This is a genomic window from Myxococcus sp. AB025B, assembly GCF_006518215.1.
Taxonomy (GTDB): Bacteria; Myxococcota; Myxococcia; order Myxococcales; family Myxococcaceae; genus Myxococcus; species Myxococcus fulvus.
On the sequence record NZ_SRLW01000108.1, the window covers coordinates 11,837 to 29,583 of the forward strand.

At 70.8% G+C, this 17,747-nt stretch carries 16 protein-coding genes; 12 read left to right on the plus strand and 4 right to left on the minus strand.

The window, feature by feature from the left end; all coding sequences use genetic code 11:
- Positions 1–250 precede the first annotated feature (250 nt).
- Positions 251–1,303 (plus strand): fatty acid desaturase, encoded by a 1,053-nt coding sequence (locus FL311_RS19440; RefSeq protein WP_141326943.1) that lies wholly within the window; start codon positions 251–253, stop codon positions 1,301–1,303.
- On the opposite strand, the gene FL311_RS19445 is transcribed toward FL311_RS19440, so the two are convergent.
- Positions 1,295–2,029, minus strand: a complete 735-nt coding sequence (locus FL311_RS19445; protein WP_141326945.1) for a DUF6600 domain-containing protein — start codon at positions 2,027–2,029, stop codon at positions 1,295–1,297. The two genes, FL311_RS19440 and FL311_RS19445, sit on opposite strands and share 9 nt — an antisense overlap.
- A 157-nt stretch (positions 2,030–2,186) precedes the next feature.
- On the opposite strand from FL311_RS19445, the gene FL311_RS19450 reads away from it, so the two are divergent.
- From FL311_RS19450 to FL311_RS19500, 10 genes are all read left to right on the plus strand, one after another.
- Positions 2,187–2,870: a hypothetical protein gene (locus FL311_RS19450; protein WP_141326946.1), complete on the plus strand. Its 684-nt coding sequence runs from the start codon at positions 2,187–2,189 to the stop codon at positions 2,868–2,870.
- The gene (locus FL311_RS19455; RefSeq protein WP_141326948.1) at positions 2,867–3,604 is read left to right on the plus strand and encodes a hypothetical protein; all 738 of its coding nucleotides are present in this window, start codon (positions 2,867–2,869) and stop codon (positions 3,602–3,604) included. Before FL311_RS19450 ends, FL311_RS19455 begins: the two co-directional genes overlap by 4 nt.
- 47 nt (positions 3,605–3,651) lie before the next feature.
- Positions 3,652–4,020: a hypothetical protein gene (locus tag FL311_RS19460; RefSeq protein WP_141326950.1), complete on the plus strand. Its 369-nt coding sequence runs from the start codon at positions 3,652–3,654 to the stop codon at positions 4,018–4,020.
- An 86-nt stretch (positions 4,021–4,106) separates the two neighbouring features.
- Positions 4,107–4,331, plus strand: a complete 225-nt coding sequence (locus tag FL311_RS19465) for a YtxH domain-containing protein (protein WP_305036158.1) — start codon at positions 4,107–4,109, stop codon at positions 4,329–4,331.
- A gap of 116 nt (positions 4,332–4,447) precedes the next feature.
- Positions 4,448–6,859 carry a sigma-54-dependent Fis family transcriptional regulator gene (locus FL311_RS19470; protein ID WP_228556964.1) on the plus strand — a complete coding sequence of 804 codons (2,412 nt, stop codon included), beginning with the start codon at positions 4,448–4,450 and terminating at the stop codon, positions 6,857–6,859.
- Positions 6,860–7,115: 256 nt separating this feature from the next.
- Positions 7,116–8,636 (plus strand): aldehyde dehydrogenase, encoded by a 1,521-nt coding sequence (adh, locus tag FL311_RS19480; RefSeq protein WP_141326952.1) that lies wholly within the window; start codon positions 7,116–7,118, stop codon positions 8,634–8,636.
- Entirely contained in the window at positions 8,636–9,070 is a 435-nt protein-coding gene (locus tag FL311_RS19485; protein ID WP_141326954.1) for a DUF779 domain-containing protein, read from the plus strand. The genes adh and FL311_RS19485 overlap by 1 nt, the downstream gene beginning before the upstream one ends.
- 265 nt (positions 9,071–9,335) lie before the next feature.
- Positions 9,336–9,692, plus strand: a complete 357-nt coding sequence (locus tag FL311_RS19490; RefSeq protein ID WP_223745579.1) for a hypothetical protein — start codon at positions 9,336–9,338, stop codon at positions 9,690–9,692.
- 208 nt (positions 9,693–9,900) lie between these two features.
- Positions 9,901–10,593, plus strand: a complete 693-nt coding sequence (locus tag FL311_RS19495) for an SDR family oxidoreductase (protein WP_141326959.1) — start codon at positions 9,901–9,903, stop codon at positions 10,591–10,593.
- A 314-nt stretch (positions 10,594–10,907) separates the two neighbouring features.
- The gene (locus FL311_RS19500; RefSeq protein WP_228556965.1) at positions 10,908–12,806 is read left to right on the plus strand and encodes an invertase recombinase-like protein; all 1,899 of its coding nucleotides are present in this window, start codon (positions 10,908–10,910) and stop codon (positions 12,804–12,806) included.
- A 46-nt stretch (positions 12,807–12,852) separates the two neighbouring features.
- Here FL311_RS19500 and FL311_RS19505 read toward each other — a convergent pair whose 3' ends face one another.
- Positions 12,853–13,197, minus strand: a complete 345-nt coding sequence (locus FL311_RS19505; RefSeq protein WP_046715102.1) for a hypothetical protein — start codon at positions 13,195–13,197, stop codon at positions 12,853–12,855.
- Between the two features lie 40 nt (positions 13,198–13,237).
- On the opposite strand from FL311_RS19505, the gene FL311_RS19510 reads away from it, so the two are divergent.
- A complete protein-coding gene (locus tag FL311_RS19510) occupies positions 13,238–14,563 on the plus strand; it encodes a lipopolysaccharide assembly protein LapB (protein ID WP_141326962.1) in 1,326 nt (441 codons plus the stop codon).
- Between the two features lie 15 nt (positions 14,564–14,578).
- On the opposite strand, the gene FL311_RS19515 is transcribed toward FL311_RS19510, so the two are convergent.
- Complete coding sequence (locus tag FL311_RS19515) at positions 14,579–15,865, minus strand: pitrilysin family protein (protein ID WP_141326964.1); 1,287 nt, start codon at positions 15,863–15,865, stop codon at positions 14,579–14,581.
- Complete coding sequence (locus tag FL311_RS19520; RefSeq protein WP_141326966.1) at positions 15,862–17,406, minus strand: HAMP domain-containing sensor histidine kinase; 1,545 nt, start codon at positions 17,404–17,406, stop codon at positions 15,862–15,864. The genes FL311_RS19515 and FL311_RS19520 overlap by 4 nt, the downstream gene beginning before the upstream one ends.
- Positions 17,407–17,747 lie beyond the last annotated feature (341 nt).

Below are 17,747 nucleotides of genomic sequence, written 5' to 3' on the forward strand. Positions count from 1 at the left end.
AACCCGCCGGGAAGCCAGGCCCCGCTCCGGTCCCCTGCCTGGATGGAGGGGCGCCCCCCTGGCGTGCGGGGACCTGACGACATGCGCGAGTCCACAGCCCGGCGGGAAGGGAAGAGGCACCGCGTCATGAACCGTCCGGCGGGGGCATGCGTCGCGGGCTGACTCACGCGTGACATGGCGATGAGACAAGCGGGCTCATCGACTCCGGCGTGTTCGCGCCGGCCACACCCCTGTCAGGAGCCCTCCGTCCATGGACCGCGCCGCGCCGCTCTCGAGCAAGGAGCTCATCGCAAGGACCCGTCCCTTCGCCACGCAGGACGTGGCGCGCTCGGGATGGAACGTGGTGGCCACCTATGCCGCGCTCGCGGCGGCGGTGACGCTGGCGGTGGCCGCGCCCTGGTGGCCCCTCAAGGTGGTGGGCGCGGTGCTGGAGGCGCTCGTCCTCATCCGCGCGTTCATCCTCTTCCACGACGCGATGCACGGCGCGCTCTTGCCGACGTCGAAGTGGGCGAAGGTGCTGTTCCACGCGCAGGGCATCCTGACGCTCACGCCCGCGCGCATCTGGAACGACACGCACAACCACCACCACGCGAACACGGCGCGCATCGCCGCGGACTCGGCGGGCACCTTCGTCACGTGGACCACCGAGCAGTGGCGTCAGGCCTCCGGCTGGCAGCGGCTGGGCTACCGCGTGGAGCGCCACCCGGTGACCATCCTCCTGGGCTACTTCACGGCGTTCCTCTACAGCCTGTGCCTGGTGCCCTTCGTGAAGGACCCGAAGCGCTACTGGACGTCGGGGCTGGCGCTCTTCGTCCACCTCGCGCTGTCGGTGGGCCTGTGCGTCTTCTTCGGGCCGGCGGTGTACCTCGTCGCCTTCCTGGTGCCGCTGGTGCTCGCGTACGCGCTGGGCACGTACCTGTTCTATTCGCAGCACAACTTCGACCAGGTGAACCTGCTGCCGGAGTCCGACTGGACGCACGCGGACGCGGCGCTGGAGGCCTCCAGCTACCTGCGCTGCGGCAAGGTGATGGCGTGGTTCACCGGCAACATCGGCTACCACCACGTGCACCACCTCAACCCGCGCATCCCGTTCTACCGGCTGCCGGAGGCGATGGCCGCCATCCCCGAGCTGCAGGCGCCCCACGTCACGACGCTGAGCCCGCGCGACATCCTCGGCTGCCTGCGGCTGAACCTGTGGGACCCGGCACTGGGGCGGATGGTGCGCTACCGCGACGCGTGGCGGCCGGCCCTCGCGCCCGTCGCGACGCGGGAGCACGTGTCCGGTCCCCTCGCGTCAGCGTGACGCGGAGGAGCCGGTGAGCGGAGGTTGCCCCGTGGGCGGCGCGAGCGGCCCGGTGCGCGGCACGGGCTCGCCGAGCACCTGCGCGACCTCCTCGCCGGTGGGCCCCGCGTTCCACTGCCCCGTGCGCCCCATCACCCGCTCGCCCACGGGCTGCGTCTTGCTCACGAGCGTGGCCTCCTGGTCCGGCGGCACCAGGAAGCGGCTGACGTCGGGGCTCACGAAGTCGCTCGACGCCACGAAGGTCCACGGGCGCCTGACCTGCTGCCCGGGCACGGGTTGGGGCTGCCAGCCGATGTGGCCGTCCCCCCAGCGCCAGTCCACCCAGGAGGGCGCCCACTCGTCGTCGGGCCACCACACCCAGCCGTGCGCGGGCGTCACGAACCAGCGGCCGTAGTGGAAGGCCGCCCAGCCCCACTCCAAATCGGTGTCGAACGTCCAGCCCCAGTCGCTCAGGCGCCACTGTCCGAAGCTGGCGTAGGGCACGAAGTCGCGGCCGACCTGCTCTTCGTACGGCTTCCAGACCCAGCCCACCTCGGGGACCTCGAACCAGTCTCCGTGGGGTGACAGCAGGTCGCGGTAGATGGACACGCTGCTGCTCAGCGTGGTGGAGCTGCCCTTCACCTGCGGACCGAACTGCTCGCTCCCCGTCGCGCAGCCGACCACGGCCAGCAGCGTGCCCGCGCCGCCCGCGCGCAGCCAGCGCCAGGATGGTTTCCATGTCCGCATCGCCAGCCCCTCCCGTGGGGTGGATGTCACCCCGTCTCGCGTGTGCCCTTGGGTTCAACGCGGTGAGCCTCGTGGGTGATGCCCCGGGCGCCGGACGCTGCAATGGCCCGGCCCCCTGGTTGGATTCCGGCCGGGCAGGCGGGGCAGACTGGCGGCCGTGCGCCCGCGACTCCTTGCCCTCCTGTCCGCGCTGAGCCCGTCGGTGGCCCTGGCCGGCATGCCGAACTTCCTGCTCACCGAGCTCGCCGAGCAGCGGCTGGAGGCCATCTCCTTCTTCATCGCCGTCTTCCTGCTGGTGTCCGCGGGCGTGTGGGCGCTGTGGAACCGGCTGCGGCGCGACGTGCCCCGGCTGCCGAGGCTCGGCTATGGCGCGGCGCTCGCGCTGGTGTTCCTGGTGGGGCTGGCCCTCCAGCTCGTCCTGTCGATGATTGCCGGCGGACGCGAGCTGATGACGCCGGGGGCCTGGGAGAAGACGGGCGCCACGTACCAGCTCACGCAGGCGAAGCTCCCCGCCGACACGGAGCTGGTGTCACAGGCCCGGCGCCAGCGACTGGAGGAGCTGCGCACGGCGCTGTGGGCGCATGCCCAGGCGAATGGCGGCGCCTTCCCGCTGAACGACCTGGGCACGGAGCTGCCGGCCGCGCGCTGGAAGGTGCTGGGGGACTCCGGGCTGCACTTCATCTACGTGGGAGGACAGAAGGCGGACGCGCCCTCCGCGCCGCTGGCGTACGAGCCGGGCCTGTTCGGCAAGGAGCGCTGGGTGCTCTTCACGGATGGAGACATCCGACGGATGCCCATCGGTGACATCCACCGCGCGCTGGTGCTGGGAGGTTCGCCATGAAGCTCTTCAAGAAGGTCCTGATGGGGACCTTCCTCCTGACGATGGTGTTCTTCCTCTTCATCGGTCAGTCCTGGGTGCTGCAGGTGCCCTTCCTGCTCGCCTTCGGGTGGCTGGGCTTCCTCAAGAGCGTGGGCCCGTCGGTGACGTTCCGGTGGGGCGCCATCGGCGAGGCGCTGCTCGTGGCGGGGATTCTCGCGGTGGGCTCGCACCTGTTCCTGCGGTGGCTTTGGCGTCAGCTCCAGCCGGAGCGCGCGGAGGCGTGGCGCGTGCGCTGGAGCGTGTCGCTGCTGCTGCTCCTGGTGCTGTTCTTCGGCGCGACGATGGCGTCGGTGGGCATCGGCCATCACGTGGGCTGGTTGATGGCGGGACGCGAGGCCCTGGTGCGCGGCACGTGGCCGCGCTGGAGGATGGAGAGCGCGTGGAACTCGCGGGGCCTGTGCCACGCGGCGGTGGCGCGACTGGAGGCGGGGACGCCCCTCGCGGACATTCCCAGATATCTGCTCCAGGACCCGGAGACGCGCGCGGCCTCGGAGAACCACTACGTGGTGTCGCGCGTGGCGCCCGGCGGTGAGACCGGGTTCATGGTGTTCGCGAGAGACCCGCTGGCGCTGAAGAGCGATGGGGGCGTGCGCTGCTCGAAGTCACAGCGGCTCGATGAGATGGAGTCCCTGGATGCGGAGGCCGTCGCCGGGTGGCTCGCTGGCGCCGAGCCGGTGGTGGGCGCCACGCCCTGAAGCCCGTGCTGTCGTCGTCGAACGCGGTTCAACCGAAGGAGCCGAGCATGTCCTCTCGTCGCGCGTCGTATCCGTGGGTCGTCGCTGTGTTGTTGTCCTTCGCCTTCGTCGCGGGGGCCGAGTCTCCCGAGGAGCAGGCCCTGGCTTGTGACGAGGAGACCGGGGCCTCGCTGCTCACGTGCGGGCGCGCCCGCTGCGGCGATGACTGGGTTTGTGCGTGGAACTGCCCCGAGGCCCTCACGGCGGTCTGCGAGAACAACTACTGCGTGTACACGTACCCGGACCCGGGCGGCGGTGGAGGCGGAGGTGGGCCCACGCCCCAGGTGTGCCCCGGCATGCGCTGCGGGGGGGACTGGAACTGCGTCTGCGAGGGGCTCCAGGGGACGTGCGGTACGAACGGGTACTGCACCTTCTGACGCGAAGGGTTGCCAGTGAGCACTTGGCAGCCGGCGGGTCGTGACTAGCTTCCCGCGCACCATTCGACGCCGGGGCGGACGTCCCGGTGTCGTCACGACAGGAGACGACGGTGCAGAAGCTGCTGCTGGTCGCGGTGCTGGGGGCCATGACGTTCGGCGTGGGATGCCACCGCAACACGCGTGAGAGCGCGAAGAACGATGCCGAGCGCGCCGCGGAGAAGACCGAGGACGCCGCCGAGGACGCGGGCGACGCGGTCAAGGACGCCGCCGAGGAGGCGGGCGACAAGATCGAGGACGCCACCGACAACTAGGTCGGGTGGTGGGGACCCAGGCCTTCCCGGACGCCGCACCGCGTCGGTTCGCGAGCGCGACTTCGGGAAGGTCATGGGTTGCCGACGGTGTGGGGCATGACCGAATAATCAGCCCCATGGGAACGCTCACGCTCAGCGCCTCGGCGCACCTGTGGGAGCAGTTCCTCGTCGGGGCGCTCGACGAGGACGGGGGCGCTGTTCCGGAGCCGCCCCCCATCCTCTCACGCTGGCAGCGCTCCCGGGCGCTCGGGGCCCCGAGTACGGGCCTGCCGGACGAGGGACCCAGCGTCGGGGGACTCGCGCTCGTGGAGCGGCGGGCCCGGCTGGAGCCGGTGTGGCACGAGGTCCGGGACATGCTGGACGTGCTCGCCGCCGCGCCGCTGCCCTCGGGGCGGGTGGCGCTCCTGGCGGACCGGGAAGGCGTCATCCTGGCCACGCGCAGCTCGGGCGGAGACTTCGCGGGCCATGCGGACTACGTGCGCCTGGTGGCGGGGGCCTGCTGGGACGAGATGTCCCGCGGAACGAACGCCATCGGCACCGCGCTGGCGGAGTCCTCGGCGGTGGCCGTGGTGGGAGCGGCGCACTATGCGCAGCGGCACCATGGGCTCGTCTGCTACGCGGCGCCGGTGAGAGACCCGTTCGGCGAGGTGCTCGGCGTGCTGGACGTCACGGGCCCGGCGGGTGGCGCGGACCCGTTGGTGCTGGTGGCCGTGGCGAGCATCGCGCACTCGGCGGAGGCGCGGCTGCGCGAGGTCGCCTGGGCGCGGGTGGCGGCGGCGGCGCGCGGTGGGCTGGAGGCGCGGCTGGCTCGCGAGGATGGGCCGGTGCTGCTCGTCGAGTCACCGGGGCGGGTGCGGCGGCTCAATGGGGCGGCGCGCGCGCTGTTCGGCGTGGAGTCGGCTTCCGAGGAGGTGTCTCCGGGGCGGGTGCTCGGGCTGTCGTGGCGGACGTTGAAGGACGCGGCGCTGCGCGGGCAGGTCCTGGAGGCGAGCCACCGTGACACGGGCGCGAGCTGGCGCGTGCATCCGGAGGCGGTGGGGGAGGGGGATGGGGAGTCGGCGCTCGCGGTGCTGGTGCGGCTGGAGCCCCGACTGACGCGGGCGCAGGCGCGGACGACTCGGGCCTCCGTGGATGCCCGCTTCGAAAAGGATGTCTGGTCCGAATTGAAGGGCAGCGACGCCGCGCATCGCGCGACGCTGCGAGAGGCTGCCCGGTTCGCGCCCACGTCGGTGCCGGTGTTGTTGCTGTCGGAGACGGGCACGGGCAAGGAGCTGCTCGCGCGCGCGGTGCATGCGGCGAGCGCGGTGGCCTCCGGGCCGTTCGTGGCGGTCAACTGTGGCGCGCTGTCCGCCGCGCTGCTGGAGAGCGAGCTGTTCGGCCATGCTCCCGGCGCGTTCACGGGGGCGCGCTCGCAGGGCGCGGAGGGGAAGCTGGCGGCGGCGGATGGTGGGACGTTGTTCCTGGATGAGCTGGCGGAGATGCCCGCGGCGCTGCAGGTGATGTTGCTGCGCGTGCTGGAGGACGGTGGGTACTCGCGCGTCGGGGAGTCGCGCGTGAGGCACTCGCGCTTCCGGCTTGTCTGCGCGACGTGTCGGGACCTGGGGGCGGCGGTGCGCTCGGGGGCGTTCCGGCAGGACCTGTACTACCGGCTCCAGGGGGCGCTCCTGCGCTTGCCTCCGCTGCGCGAGCGGGAGGACCTGCCGGAGCTGGCGCAGGTGCTGCTGCGTCAGCTCGCGAGCGAGGGAGGCCATCCTCCGAGCACGTTGTCCGCGGCGGCGCTCGCGAGGCTGTGCGCGCACCGGTGGCCGGGGAACGTGCGGGAGCTGAAGACGGTGTTGCGCCTGGCGCTGGTCCGCGCGGATGGGGCGCCCGTCATCGAGGTGTCCGCGTTGCCGCCGGAGCTGGGGCGCGCGCCCGTGCCCGTGGAGGCCGGGCCCGCATCGCGCTCAGCGCCGGGATTCGCTCCCGCGTCGCCGATGGATGTCGCGCATGGCTTCGCATCGCGCTCCGATGCAGGGTGGGCGTCGACGTCGCCACGCCATGGCGAGTCTGACCGCACAGCGCGCTCCGAGGAGGAGCGGGCACCGAGGTCGCCCCGCCAGGACGAGCCTGGCTTCGCATCGCGCTCCGAGGCGGTGCGGGCACCGAGGTCGCCCCGCCATGGCGAGTCTGACTGCACAGCGCGCTCCGAGGAGGTGCGGGCACCGAGGTCGCCCCGCCAGGACGAGCCTGGCTTCGCATCGCGCTCCGAGCCGGAGCGTGCTCCCGTGACGCCGATGCAGGTCGAGCCTCGGCACGCATCGCGCTCCGCGCCAGGGCGTATGCCGGGAGCCGAGCCCTTCGCGGCTTCACGCGCCGAGCCCGCAGGCCCCACGGGGCTTCGAGAGGTGGAGGCGAACGCCATCCTCGAGGCCTTGTCGCGCAGCGGTGGGAACGTGGCGCGCGCGGCTCGGCTGCTCGGGATTGCCCGCAGCACGCTCTACCGCATGGTGGAGCGCTTCGGGCTGGTGCTGCCGCCTCGCTCATGAGCGCCGAGGTCGCGGCCATCCACCGCACATCCTGACGCCCGACGGGCCCGTCGCTCACAGCCACTCCAGAACATTCCAGCGAGGCGTGGGACACCCTGGGCGCGACACTGTCGCGGGATGCGCCACGTGTGTCCGCCGGGAGTGTCGCATCGCGGGACACGACGCGGCGCGACGTCGGCGGGGCGGGTGAGTGGCACGGGGGCTGCTCTGGGGCGGAGCGCTTCCACCCGCAGCGCCACCCGCAAGGAGAGCGTCCATGATCTACGCCGCCCCCAACCAGCCCGGCTCGAAGGTGAAGTTCAAGTCCCGCTACCAGAACTTCATCGGCGGTCGGTGGGTCGAGCCGAAGCGTGGCCAGTATTTCGAGAACATCACGCCCGTGACGGGCCAGGTCTTCTGTGAGGTTGCCCGCTCCACGGCGGAGGACATCGAGCTGGCGTTGGACGCCGCGCACGCGGCGCGGGTGTCCTGGGGCCGCACGTCGCCCACGGCGCGCGCCAACATCCTGCTGAAGATCGCCGACCGGATGGAGCAGAACCTGGAGGTGCTCGCGGTGGCGGAGTCCTGGGACAACGGCAAGCCGGTCCGCGAGACGCTCGCCGCGGACCTGCCGCTGGCCATCGACCACTTCCGCTACTTCGCCGGCTGCATCCGCGCGCAGGAGGGCACGGTGGGCGAGCTGGACCACGACACCGTGGCCTACCACTTCCACGAGCCGTTGGGCGTGGTGGGGCAGATCATCCCCTGGAACTTCCCCATCCTGATGGCGGCGTGGAAGGTGGCGCCGGCGCTGGCGGCGGGCAACTGCGTGGTGCTCAAGCCCGCGGAGCAGACGCCCGTGGGCATCCTGGTGCTCACCGAGCTCATCCAGGACCTCCTGCCCGAGGGCGTCTTCAACGTCGTCAACGGCTTCGGCATCGAGGCGGGCAAGCCGCTGGCCAGCAGCCCCCGCGTGGCCAAGGTGGCCTTCACGGGTGAGACGACGACGGGCCGGCTCATCCTCCAGTACGCGAGCGAGAACCTCATCCCGGTGACGCTGGAGCTGGGCGGCAAGAGCCCGAACATCTTCTTCGACGACGTGATGGCGCACGACGACGACTTCCTGGACAAGGCGATGGAGGGCTTCTCCATGTTCGCGCTGAACCAGGGCGAGGTCTGCACGTGCCCGTCGCGCGCGCTGGTGGGCGAGAAGATCTACTCGCAGTTCATCGAGCGCGCGCTGGAGCGCGTGAAGAAGGTGCGCCCGGGCAACCCGCTGGACACCGACACGAAGCTGGGCGCGCAGGCGTCGAACGACCAGCTGGAGAAGATCCTCGGCTACATCGACATCGGCAAGAAGGAGGGCGCCAAGGTGCTCACCGGCGGCGAGCGCGTGAGCCTGCCCGGCGACCTCAAGGACGGCTACTACGTGGCGCCCACGGTGTTCCAGGGCCACAACAAGATGCGCGTCTTCCAGGAGGAGATCTTCGGACCGGTGGTGAGCGTCACCACGTTCAAGGACTTCGACGACGCGATGCGCATCGCCAACGACACGCTGTACGGCCTGGGCGCGGGCGTGTGGACGCGCGACACGAACACGGCCTACCGCGCGGGGCGCACCATCGAGGCGGGGCGCGTGTGGACCAACTGCTACCACCTGTACCCGGCGCACGCGGCGTTCGGCGGCTACAAGCAGTCGGGCATCGGCCGGGAGACGCACCGCAAGATGCTGGACCACTACCAGCAGACCAAGAACCTGCTCGTCAGCTACAGCCCGAAGGCGATGGGGTTCTTCTGATGAGTGACACCCGTGCCGGGCCCGGCGCGGGTGGGCAGGCGGACTCCACGGTGGCCCGGGTGGCGGTGACGCCCGAGGCCGCCGCGGTCATCCGCTCCCTGCGTGCCACGCATGGGCCGCTGATGTTCCACCAGTCCGGCGGCTGCTGCGACGGCAGCGCGCCCATGTGCTACCCGCTCAAGGAGTTCCGCATCGGTCAGCGGGACGTCTTCCTGGGAGAGGTCGAGGGCTGCCCCGTCTACATCGGCGGCGCGCAGTTCGAGCTCTGGCAGCACACCCACCTGACGCTGGACGTGGTGCCGGGGAGGGGCGCGGGCTTCAGCGTCGAGTCCCCGCTGGGCGTCCGCTTCCTCACGCGAAGCCGCGTCTTCACGGACGAGGAATACGCGCGCATGAAGCACGAGCCTCCGCCGAGGCGCGGACCGCCGGAGTGAGCACCTCGCTCCGGGCCTGATGCCGGGCCCGGAGCGTATTCACAGACATCGGGCGGCGCCGGGTCGCCCCGCACCCGACCGTAACCCGTCGTGTCACAGCACGGGCAATGGCAATCATCCCCTCGAAATAGACTCACGCGGTGTCGCGAATGCACCATTTACATTGCGTGCAAGTACTTATACACAGAGCCCGCCTCCAACCCAGGAGGCAACTCACTATGAGGGGGAAGTCATGACGTTGTGCAAGACTCTGGGAGTCGTGGGAGTGGTGTCTCTGCTGGTGGTCGGCTGCGGTGGGGAGTACACGCCGGAAGAGGCTGCCCAGGATGCGCAGATGGGAGAAACGACGCAGGCCGTGGAGAGCGCGTTCATCGCGGGGGGGCAGACGCGTGACTTCTCGACCTGGCTGTTCGGTGTGACGCCGTTCTATGTGCGGAACATGTCCTCGACGCGGTCCACGCGCTTCAACGCGTACTGCGGCGGCAACAACATCTCCATCCTCCTGGCGCCGAATCAGGTCTATCCCACGAGCCTGAACTGCGCCTGGCCCGGCGCGCGTCTGTATGTCCAGAACCAGGGCCTCAGCCCGACGCTGGACCAGATCTACGTCGAGACGCACTGAATCGAGGCGCGCCCTTCCCGGGTGTGCTCGGAGGGCCTCCGCGAGGGGGCTCTCTTTTCGTCGTTCAGCCGTGATGACCCGACACGCAGACGCGGTCCTCCTCGTGGGCGCTCGCCCGGGGGCTGCGCTTTGCCGTGAAAGCCATGGGCCGCAATATTATGCTTATCATATGGTGGTCGAAGGGTTCTCGTCACACGGGAGTCGGGTCATGCAGATGAAGAATGCGGTTGCCCTGGTTACTGGCGCCAATCGTGGGTTGGGGCGTGCGTTCGCGCAGGCGCTGTTGGAGCGGGGGGCTCGCAAGGTGTACGCGGCGGCGCGGGAGCCTTCGAGCGTGGACATCCCGGGCGTGGTCCCGGTCCGCCTGGACGTCACCCGGCCCGAGCAACTGGAGGCGCTGGTCCGCGAGGCGGGCGACGTGTCGCTGCTCATCAACAACGCGGGCATCCTGAAGGGCACGAGCCTGCTGGGGCAGGACGCGCTGGCCGCCGCTCGGGCCGAGCTGGAGACGAACTACCTGGGCCCGCTGGCGACGAGCAGCGCCTTCGCGCCCGTGCTGGCGAGGAACGGCGGTGGTGCCATCCTCAACGTGCTCTCGGTGCTCAGCTGGGTGGCCTTCCCGGGGTCGGCCAGCTACAGCGCCTCGAAGGCCGCCGCGTGGGCGCTGACCAACGGGCTTCGCAAGGAGCTGGCCGCGCAGAAGACGCAGGTGGTGGCCCTGCATGTCGGGTACATGGACACGGACATGGCCCACAAGGTCACCGCGCCGAAGTCGAGCCCCGCGGACGTGGTGCGCCAGACGCTGGATGCCATCGAGGCGGGCCAGGACGAGGTGCTCGCCGACGAGGTGAGCCGCAACGTCAAGCAGGGGCTGTCCGCGGGCGTCTATCTCCAGCGTTGATGGAAGAAGGGGGCGCAGCCGCCATCGGGGCCCGCGCTCAGCTCCTTCGAGGTCCGGGCCCTGGGCGCGCGCGGGCTGGTGGGGCTGGCGCGGACCAGGTCCAGGTTCTGTAGGGGTGGAATCGATCAGGGTGTCATCGACACCCCTCGTCGCGTCAGATTCTTTCAATCCGTGAAACAGGCGCGAGGGGCGGCCTGTGACTGGGGCGCCACCGGGGAGTGGGCGCGAAGTGTGGTACGAGGAGCCTGGATTTTTGAAACCGGAGGCTCGCTTTGACGTTGGTTCGGGTGTGTTTGACTTCGCTGCTGGTCCTGATGGTCGCCTGCGGTGATGGTGATTCGGATCCAGTGGTGGTGGTTCCTGATGCCGGGCACAACGTGCCGGACTCGGGCAACGGGACACCCGACTCGGGGGGAGGAGCGCCGGACTCGGGAGGCGACCTTCCCGACGCGGGGGGTGGGACGCCGGATGCCGGCGGTGAGCTTCCGGATGCGGGCGGCGAAATCCCCGACGCGGGCGGCGAGCTTCCGGATGCGGGGGGAGAAATCCCCGACGCGGGTGGCGAAATCCCCGACGCCGGTGGTGAGCTCCCCGACGCGGGCGTGACGCCGGATGCCGGCAACGAGCCCGCCGACGCGGGCAACGAGACGCCAGACGCGGGGGGGGAGCTTCCCGACGCGGGCAACGAGCCGTCGGACGCCGGGACGCCCGACGCGGGCAACGAGCCGTCGGACGCCGGAACGCCCGACGCGGGCAACGAGCCGTCGGACGCCGGAACGCCCGACGCGGGCAACGAGCCGTCGGACGCCGGGACGCCCGACGCGGGCGGCGAGACGCCCGACGCCGGTGGCGGCACTCCGGACGCGGGGGGCGAGCCGCCCGTGGCGAGCGTCATCACGAACTGGGGCTTCGAGGCCTGGTCCGGCTCGCTGCCCGACGCGTGGCTCGGCAGCAAGTCGAACCTCGCCGGCAGCGACGTGCAGAAGGTGACGAGCGGCGCGTTCGAGGGCTCGAACGCGGCCCGCCTGACGAACGCCTCGTCCACGCACCGCCGCTTCACCACCGCGGCGATGACGCTGCCCGCGGGCCGCTACACCTGCACCTACCAGGTGCGTGGCACCGGTGAGATCCGCAACGCCTTCTTCGACGACGACTACTCCAGCTACACCGGCTACACCTCCGTCGACACCGCCACGTGGCGGCAGCTGACGTACACGTTCAACCTCGCCGGCGACGTCTTCGACACCTTCGAGCTCATCTTCAGCATCCGCAACACCAGCGGTGAGCACCTGACCCTCGACGACGTGCGCTGCACGCGCGCTCCCCAGCCGTGTGACACCGTGACGTGCGAGCCCTGGGCGAAGTGCGACAACACCACCGTGACGTGCGAGCCGCTCGCGGGCCGCTGCTACGACACCGTCGACTGCGACGAGTGGCAGGCCTGCGACGCCAACAACACCTGCGTGACGGCCGAGGACCGCTGCGTCCGCCACGCCGACTGCGCCGGCACGCCCGAGACTCCCGTCTGCCAGCTCTCCACGCACCAGTGCATCCCGGGTGACCCGTGCGCGGGCGTCACGTGCTCCAACCCCGCGACCACCTGCAACCCGACCTCCGGCGTGTGCGAGCTGGCCCCCGGCGCCTGCTTCACCACGTACGACTGCGTGGGCGCGCTGCCCGCGTGTGACTCGGCCACCAGGCGCTGCGTGCCCGCGGACCACGCCTCGAACATCATCCGCAACGGCGGCTTCGAGAGCTGGAACGTCTACTCCATCCCCTACCAGGGCAATCACCTCATCCCCGATTACTGGTACGGCCTGGACAACGGCATCGCGGACCCGGGCACGGAGATTCGCGCCTCGCGGCTGCAGCCCTATACGGCCGCGGTGCACGGCGGCACGACGGCGCTCCAGTTCGTCGTCCCCATCCAGGTGGCCGAGCGCTTCTCCCTGGAGAAGTTCAACGTCCCCAGCGGCAACTACTCCTGCTCGTACCGGGTGAGGGGCCACGGCACCCTGCGCCACCGCGTCTACTCGAGCGCCGGCTGGAGCCCGCAGACGGACTTCATCCTGGTGGACAGCGATGCCTGGCAGCCGGTGTTCTTCAAGTTCACCGGCAACGTGCGCGACTGGCGCCTGTTCTTCTACCCGAGCCGCAGCGAGGCCGATCGCGACCACCTCCAGGTCGACGACGTCGTCTGCACGAAGGACTAGCCCGCACTACGTAGAATCCACGATTCGCCGGACGGGGCCGCGCAGCTCAGGCGGCCTCGTCCAGTATCTCCAGCGCCTCACGGACGCCGGGCAGGGCGGAGAGCAGCTCCAGCTCGGCCGTCTGGAGGACGGAGACGCGCTTGCCGCTGACGCGCTCCATCGTCAGCTCGATGCGGTGCTCTCCCTCCGGGTTGACGCGACGGAAGATGCGCGCCCGCCGCCCCTCCGCCCGGCAGGCGAGGATGTCCTTCTGCAGGCTGCGCAGCCGCCGGAACACCTTCAGCGCCAGACGCCCCTCGGGGGTGTCGAACGTGTGGAAGTGCCGGTTGCGCGACAGCGGCTTGCTGGGGTCATGGAGCCTCTCCACGAGGCGCCGAACGAATGGGTCCATCGACGAGGGAGGATAACATCCGCTACCCTCCGGCTCAGCGATGCCCTGGAGAAAACGAAACCTGCCGTGGACGCTGGCGCTCCTCCTCCCCCTTGCCTGCAAGGAGCCCGAGGCCGCGGCCGTCCAGAAACGGGCTCAACAAGCCCAGAGCGCCCTGGGCGAGGCCCGCGTCCAGCTGGCCAGCGGACAGCCCGCCGCCGCGCTCAACGCCCTCAAGCGCGCCGCCACCGCCGCGCCCGACAGCGCCGAGCCCTTCCTGCTGATGGCCGAAGCCCACCTCATGAACAACAACATGGGCGCGGCCATCATGTCCCTCAAGCAGGCCGAGGCCCTCATCCCCGGCACGGACCCGTCCATCCAGAAACAGCTGTCCGAGCTGTACCGCAGCAACGGCAACACCCAGGAGGCCCTGGCCATCCTCGTGACGCTGCGAGACTCGGGCCTCCTCCAGGAGCAGGACATCCTGGACCTGGCGCGCTTCCAGGCCCGCGAGGGGCAGATTGACGAGGCCTTCACCACGCTGAACAGCGTGCTGCGCGACAGCCCGGACGACCCGGAGGCCAAGGCGGTGGAGGCGGAGGTCCTCCTCATGAAGGGCGACGAGCTGCTCGCCGCCAACCTCATGGACCGGCTGCTCCAGCAGAACCCCTCGCACACCGCCGCGCGCCTGCTTCGCGCCCGCTACTTCCTGGTCAGCGGCGTGCCGCAGATGGCCGAGGCCGACCTGCAGGCCGTGGAGGGCAAGGACGCCCAGCGCGCGGACGTCGTCACCCTGAGGGCCCGCGCGCTGCTCGCGCAAGGGCGCGCCAAGGACGCCGAGGTCGCGCTCAAGGCGCTGGTCGACGCCGAGCCGCAGAACGCCGAGGCCCTGGCGTGGATGGCGGAGACGGTGCTCGCGCAGGGCCGCCGCGCGGACGCGCTGGCGCTGGTGGACCGCGCGCTCACGTTCCGCCCCCGGCTGGCCCGGGGCCTCTACGTGCGAGGCCGCGCGCAGGAGGAGGCCAAGGACATGAAGGGCGCGGAGGAGAGCTACCGCTTCGCGCTCAGCGCCGAGCCGCGCTTCGCGCCCGTGCACTCCCGGCTGTGGCGGCTGTACCTCCAGACGGACCGCAAGGTGGACGCGTTCTCGTCGCTGGAGCGCATGCTCAACCTGGGCGAGGCCTCCCTGGAGGAGAAGGTCGCCCTGGCCCGGCTCTCCGCCCAGCTCCAGACGCAGATGCCCCGGGCCATGAAGCTCATCGACGAGGCGCTCCAGAAGGAGCCCGACAACGCCGAGTACCAGGAGGTGAAGAAGTCCCTGGTCTCGATGGCGCCGAAGCCGAAGAAGAAGCCCTCCGGCCCCGTCATCATCCGCGGCGGCCGCTGACGGCGGCGCCGGGGCTCAGGGGAGTCCCGGCGCCTCGGCCACCACGCGCTCCAGCGCCTTGAGGCCCTTGCGCTGGCCCACCGCCACCACCGTCAGGTTGTCGCGGCGGAAGTAGCGCTGGGCCACCTCGCGCACCTTCGCTGCGGACTGCGAGTCCACCAGGTCCGCGCGGTGGTCGAAGGTCTCCGGCGTGCGGAACAGCTCCGTGCCGCCGAACCACCCGGCCAGCTCCCCCGGCGAGTCCTGGGAGAACTCCAGCAGCATCCGGTGGCGGCGCTTGGCGCGGCTCAGCTCCTCCTCGCCAATCTCCGTGTCGCACAGCTGGGCAATCACCCGCAGGGACTCCTCCACCACCTGCGAGGCCTTCTCCGGGGCGCTCGCGGCCTCCACCTCGAACAGGCCCGCGTCGTGGTAGCCGTCCAGCGAGGCGTGGACCGAGTATGCCAGGCCCCGCTTCTCCACGATTTCGAACGGCAGCCGCGAGGACAGGCCGTCATCCAGCACGCGGCGCAGAATCTGGAGCGCGGGGTAGTCCTCGTGCTGCTCCGGCACGGCGCGGAAGTTGAGGCGGAACTCCGTCTGCGACTCGTCGTGGGTGACGAAGTGGAGCAGCGGCCCGGGCGCGCCGCGGGGCGGCGGTGTCTCGGAGCTGGCGGGGCCTCGCGGCAGGTGGGCGAAGGCGCGCTCGGCCAGCTCCAGCACCTCTTCGCGGCGCACGCGGCCCGCGGCCGTGACGACCAGGTTGCCGGTGACGTAGTGCTGGGCGAAGTGCTCCAGCACCTGCGCGTGCTTCAGCGCGGAGACGGAGTCGCGCGTGCCGGCGATCTTCTGCGCCAGCGGGTGCTGGGGGAAGAGCAGGTGCTTGGACAGGTTGTCCAGGTCGATGTCCCGGCCCTTCTCGTCCACCTCGTCGAGCATCTCCTCGAGGATGATCTGCCGCTCCACCTCCATGTCCGTGAGGCGGGGGCGGGTGAGCATGTCGCCCAGGATGTCCATGCCCACGCGCAGGTGCGCCGGGTGCAGGGGCGTGTAGTAGTAGCCGTGATCCCGGGTGGTGACGCCGTTGAGGTTGCCGCCGACCTCCTCCACGGCCGCGTTCATCCGCACCGTGTCCGGCCAGCTCTCGCTGCCCCGGAAGAACAGGTGTTCCAGGTAGTGGCTGACGCCGTTGTTGGCGGGCGTCTCGTGCCGGCTGCCGGTGCGGACGTAGATGGCGAGCAGGGCGGTGTGGAGGTGGGGCGTCTCGACGGTGACGACGCGCAGCCCGGAGGGCAGCACGTCCCGATACGGTGTGAAGCTCATGCGCGAGGAAGCCTTAACACGAAGGCCGTCCCCTGGCCGGGAATACTCTGGCAGGAGAGCGAGCCCCCGTGGGCCTGGAGGATTTGCTGACTCACCGCGAGCCCCAGGCCGGTGCCGCCCTCCTTGGTGGTGAAGAACGGCTCGAACAGGTGCTGTCGCACCTCCTCCGTCATCCCCTGGCCGGTGTCCTTGACCGTCACCTCCACGTCCTGCTCCACGGGGCGGGTGGCGATGGTGAGCTGGCCGCCGTGGGGCATCGCCTCGCGGCTGTTGCGCAGCAGGTTGAGGAACACCTGGCGCAGCTGCCCCTCGTCGGCGAGCACCGGGGGCGTGGTGGGGGCGAACTCGCGCACCACCTCCACCCCCGCGCGCGTCAGCTCCTCGCGGGAGAAGTCCAGCACGCCGTCCAGCACCGCCGTCACGTCGCGCGGGTCCAAATCGGGCCGCTGGGGGCGGGCCATGCGCAGGTAGTGCTCGGTGACGTCCGCCAGCCGGTCCACCTCCCGCGTGACGGCGGAGAGCAGATCTCTCACCTCGCCGGACTCGTCGGGGGTGGGGAAGGTGGCGCGCTCCACGGCGTCCCCGAGCAGCTCCACGTTGAGGCCGATGGAGGAGAGGGGGTTGCGCACCTCGTGGACGATTTGCGCGGAGACGCGGCCCACGGCGGCGAGCTGCTCGGCGCGCATCAGGGCCTCCGCCTGGGCTTTTATCTGCGCCTCGCGGGCCTGGAGCGAGCGGGCCATCTGGTCGAACTCGCGCGCGAGCACGGCCACCTCGTCGTGTCCGCGCACGCCCAGCTGCGCGCTGTAGTCGCCCTTGCCGATGCGCGAGACGCCCTCGATGAGCGTGCGCACCGGGCGCAGCGTGCGGGCCGACCACGCCGTGGCGCCCAGGCCCAGGAGGATGGCGGCCACCGAGAGGCTGATGATGGCGATGCCCGTCTGGCGCTCGCGCTCCTCGGCGCCGTCCACGCGCTCGCGGATGCGGTTGGACAGGGACAGGCGCAGGAGCCGCAGCTCGCGGCCGATGGCGTCCTCCATGGTGAGCACGTCCGCGGTGGCGCGGTCCACCGCGGCCTTGTCCGGCGCCTGGGTGCTGAACGCGTCGAATACGCTCTCCGCCGCGCGGCCGTACTCCTGGTAGCGCGAGTCCAGCTCCGCGAGCCGGGCCTCCAGTTCACCGATGAAGGGAATCTCGCTCTCGGGGGCCATGTCGCGCAGCTGCGAGGCGCGCTCGCGCGTGGCCGCCAGGCGCTGGGAGATGAAGGCCGTGGGGACGTAGACGCGGGCCAGCCGGATGATGGCGCGGCGGATCTCCGCGCTGTCCTCCTCCAGCATGCGCGCGGTGTGGCGCTGCTGGTTGGCGTGGTTCATCTCCATCTCCGCCGCGTCCTGGGAGAGCTGGAGGTAGCCCTGGCTCACCAGCCGTATCTCCAGCCGGTTCCGGTGCAGCTCGGCCACGCTGAACAGCGACACCAGGCCGAAGGTGACGAGCACCACCGCGTAGCCCAGGAAGATGCGGGTGGCGAGGGAGAGCTTCATGCGCGCGGGGACCGTGCACGGGTCCTGGCGCCATCGCTACGCAACCCGGACCCGGGGCGCAAGCAAAGCCGTCCTCCCGCTCGCCCTCCCGTGGGGCGGGCCGCCATCCAGACCTCCACAGTCATGGCGCGAAAGGATAGCCCGGCCCCGGGGCGCGTGGGGGGGCGGGGGCGTTCATGCAAATCGATTGCAATCAGCGGCAGCGGGCCGCCGTAAGGCCCTACGGGCCTTGCCCCCTCGCTCGTCCACCCAGGAACCTTGATGAATTCCTCCCTCTCCCTGGGCGCATTGCTGGCGCTCTTGTCCCTGTCCCCCACGGCGCCTGTCTCTTATACACATCT

What these genes read in the sequence shown, in the direction of transcription:
- FL311_RS19440 (WP_141326943.1), top strand. Translation starts at nt 251, where the DNA reads ATGGACCGCGCCGCGCCGCTCTCGAGCAAGGAGCTCATCGCAAGGACC.
- FL311_RS19445 (WP_141326945.1), bottom strand. Translation starts at nt 2,029, where the DNA reads ATGCGGACATGGAAACCATCCTGGCGCTGGCTGCGCGCGGGCGGCGCG.
- FL311_RS19455 (WP_141326948.1), top strand. Translation starts at nt 2,867, where the DNA reads ATGAAGCTCTTCAAGAAGGTCCTGATGGGGACCTTCCTCCTGACGATG.
- FL311_RS19460 (WP_141326950.1), top strand. Translation starts at nt 3,652, where the DNA reads ATGTCCTCTCGTCGCGCGTCGTATCCGTGGGTCGTCGCTGTGTTGTTG.
- FL311_RS19470 (WP_228556964.1), top strand. Translation starts at nt 4,448, where the DNA reads ATGGGAACGCTCACGCTCAGCGCCTCGGCGCACCTGTGGGAGCAGTTC.
- adh (WP_141326952.1), top strand. Translation starts at nt 7,116, where the DNA reads ATGATCTACGCCGCCCCCAACCAGCCCGGCTCGAAGGTGAAGTTCAAG.
- FL311_RS19485 (WP_141326954.1), top strand. Translation starts at nt 8,636, where the DNA reads ATGAGTGACACCCGTGCCGGGCCCGGCGCGGGTGGGCAGGCGGACTCC.
- FL311_RS19495 (WP_141326959.1), top strand. Translation starts at nt 9,901, where the DNA reads ATGCAGATGAAGAATGCGGTTGCCCTGGTTACTGGCGCCAATCGTGGG.
- FL311_RS19500 (WP_228556965.1), top strand. Translation starts at nt 10,908, where the DNA reads ATGGTCGCCTGCGGTGATGGTGATTCGGATCCAGTGGTGGTGGTTCCT.
- FL311_RS19505 (WP_046715102.1), bottom strand. Translation starts at nt 13,197, where the DNA reads ATGGACCCATTCGTTCGGCGCCTCGTGGAGAGGCTCCATGACCCCAGC.
- FL311_RS19510 (WP_141326962.1), top strand. Translation starts at nt 13,238, where the DNA reads ATGCCCTGGAGAAAACGAAACCTGCCGTGGACGCTGGCGCTCCTCCTC.
- FL311_RS19515 (WP_141326964.1), bottom strand. Translation starts at nt 15,865, where the DNA reads ATGAGCTTCACACCGTATCGGGACGTGCTGCCCTCCGGGCTGCGCGTC.
- FL311_RS19520 (WP_141326966.1), bottom strand. Translation starts at nt 17,406, where the DNA reads ATGAAGCTCTCCCTCGCCACCCGCATCTTCCTGGGCTACGCGGTGGTG.